This is a genomic window from Desulfocicer niacini (assembly GCF_054657595.1).
On record NZ_BAAHYK010000118.1, the window covers coordinates 1 to 2861 of the forward strand.

2 protein-coding genes are annotated in these 2861 nt (G+C 38.4%); both read left to right on the forward strand.

Features of this window, described 5'->3' with window-relative positions; translation table 11 throughout:
• The first annotated feature begins 225 nt into the window (after positions 1 to 225).
• The gene (locus ACYQ2M_RS24895; protein WP_459919105.1) at positions 226 to 2007 is read left to right on the forward strand and encodes a substrate-binding domain-containing protein; all 1782 of its coding nucleotides are present in this window, start codon (positions 226 to 228) and stop codon (positions 2005 to 2007) included.
• A 12-nt stretch (positions 2008 to 2019) separates the two neighbouring features.
• Positions 2020 to 2861, forward strand: an 842-nt coding sequence (locus ACYQ2M_RS24900) for a hypothetical protein (protein WP_459919106.1), incomplete at its 3' end; no start/stop codon positions are given.

The following is a 2861-nucleotide window of genomic DNA, read 5'->3' on the forward strand; positions in this document are numbered from 1 at the left end:
GTTACCCTGGATTAAAAATAGGGAACTTAATTCGCTTGGTTCTTTTCCTTAATAGTTAAAGAATCAATCTCATATTTTACTTGTATTGTATGCCTATGAATTATAATCTGTGCTTTCCAGAGTATTTTATTTGTATTGTTCATATTTAAAAAGGAGGAAGCAGAGCAACTTTAACAAATTGTCATTTTTTAATTAATTCCGGTCTGTCCGGGTTAGGATGTGATTATGAAAAGTGAAAATTACATAAAGATAACAAACCATTCTTTTGTGGCAGCTGCATGTTTTTTTCTGTTTCTGCTTCCTCTTCTTTTTTTTATACCCAATGCAGACGCAGGGAACGAAAAAACAATCGCTCTTGTAATGAAAGCTCTTTCTAATCCTTTTTTTTCAAAAATGGAAGAAGGCGCAAAACAATATGCCAAAGAAGAAAATATTTTTTTAGAAGTCTTTGGTGTCGAGCGTGAAACAGATGTCGAACGACAAATCGGTATCTGTGAAAATCTTATCTCAAGGGGTTACGGGGCCATTGTGATAGCTCCTTCCGACTCAAAAAGATTGGTTCCAATTTGTAAAAAAGCCATTGAAAAAAACATCATTGTTATCAATATTGATAACCCGCTCCATCAGGAGACAATGGCGCAGTTAGGTGTTTCCATCCCATTTGTAGGATCTGACAATCGCCTAGGTGCTGGAATGGTTGGAACGTATCTCAAAAATAAATTGGCTGGGCAAGGGCAGATCATTTTGATTGAAGGGATTCGGGGTGTTGAAAATGCAGAATTACGCAAAAAAGGGTTTATAGAAACTGTTACCCAGGACAGTACCATTCAAATTGTAAGCTCTGAAACCGCAAACTGGCATACCGATGAAGCTTTATCTGTTACAATCCAATTGCTCCGGAAGTACAAAACCATTGACGCTATTTTCTGTGCCAACGATCAAATGACACTTGGTGCTTTACAGGCTATAGATATCATGGACCTTACTGGAAAAGTGCTTTTAGCTGGATATGATAATATTGGATCGGCACGGGATGAAATGCGCAATGGCCGTATTCATGCCACAATAGAGCAACACCCTGAACTTATGGGGGAGTATGGTGTAGAACTGGCATGGAAAGCCTTAAATGGTCAAAAACTCCCTTTATATAAGCCAACCCCTCTTGATTTGGTAACACATGAGTCGTTTAATAAAGTTGTAGCCTTGTCCATCACCAATTTTAAAAATTCATTTTTTTTAACTCTCCTGAATGGAGCACAGGAAGCCGCAGATCTTTTTGGAGTTCAACTGCTTGTTAAGGATGCTCAAAATAGTGACCCGCAACAACTGATCGATATTGCGGATTTATTAACAAAAAAAATTGACCTATTGATCGTTAATCCTACCAATACGGAATCGGTAATGCCGGGCATAGAAATGGCTAACAAAAAGGATATTCCCGTTATCACAGTTGATAGAAAAGCGGCAGGAGGAAAAATTCTTTGCCACATTGAATCTGATAACATAGAGGGGGGCAGGATGGCTGCCAGGATATTAGCACAGCGTTTTCAAGGAGATCTGAGGGTGGTGGAGATTGAAGGCACTCCAGGAACTTCTGCCTGTTATGAAAGAGGGATAGGATTCAATGAAGAACTTCGAAAATACCCAAGAATAAAGGTGGCCGCCCGTGAAGTCGCTAATTTTGATCGAAAAGAAGCACAGGTGGTGACGCAGCGAATTATTCTAAACGATAATAATTTTGACGCTGTTTTTGCTCACAATGATGAAATGATTCTGGGCGCGATTGATGCGCTTGAAAAATCAGAAGATCAGCGACAGCGAATCCTTATCGGGTTTGATGCCATACGGGAGGCGAAAGAGGCTGTTCGGCAAGGCCGGCTCACAGCTACAATTGCTCAGGAACCTGAAACCATGGGAAGGTCATCAATTGAAACAGCAGTTCAATATTTTCGTGGCCAAGAGATAAATCCCACTCTCTTTGTTGATCTTTCAGTCGTTACTAAATAGGACGCTCGTATTTTGTTTCATACGATTAACAGTAAATTTTATACCATAGCAGTGGTGCTAATTTTTTTATTTAGCCTGGGATATGGTATATTGGCCCTTTTTTTGCGGGTTCAAAACCAAAATACAATATTGGTTCAGCAGGCGGTTACCTTTGAGAGAGAAATCCGAACGCTTTATGATATGTTCTATGAAGTCCGTTTTTGGGAAAAATCTGTTTTTTTTCAACAGCTCCCTGAAGCTGAAAAAAATTTTGGCGCTGTTATGGATCAGTTTAGAAAACGCATATCAAATATTCCACATTTGGAGCCTGATATATCCATAGGCGAAAAAACCGGTCTGATTTTAGAAACCCTTACCAGATATGAAGAGGATTTCAATCAAATTGTTCAATATATGATGAATCAAAGATTGAATAGAACCAGGATGGATACAGCCTACAAATCTCTGGCTTCCAATGTTTTAGGAAGCAACCAGACTTCTGTGCTGAAGCCTTTGTTTAATTTAACCCATTTTTTAACAAGTTATCGTATTGATAAAAGGAAATCCGAATACCAGGCACTTTTACTGGTTGTGGATTATCTTGAGAGCAAGCTTTCGCACGCACAGCTTATAGATAATCGAATGGAAGGGTATGTGCAAAACTTTAAAGTTCTATTAATCGAAAATTTTGAATTGGAACAAAAAATTCAGGCTATCAACGAACAGTTTGATATGGTTAGCAGGCAATTGATGAACCTGATGAAAAATCTTTCTAAGGATGCAGAAAGTACACTCAGCGTAAAGTTTTTGCAAATCAGTGAAAGCAGAGAAAAATTGAATGGAATTTTTCTTGTTTCGACATTCATCAGTATTAT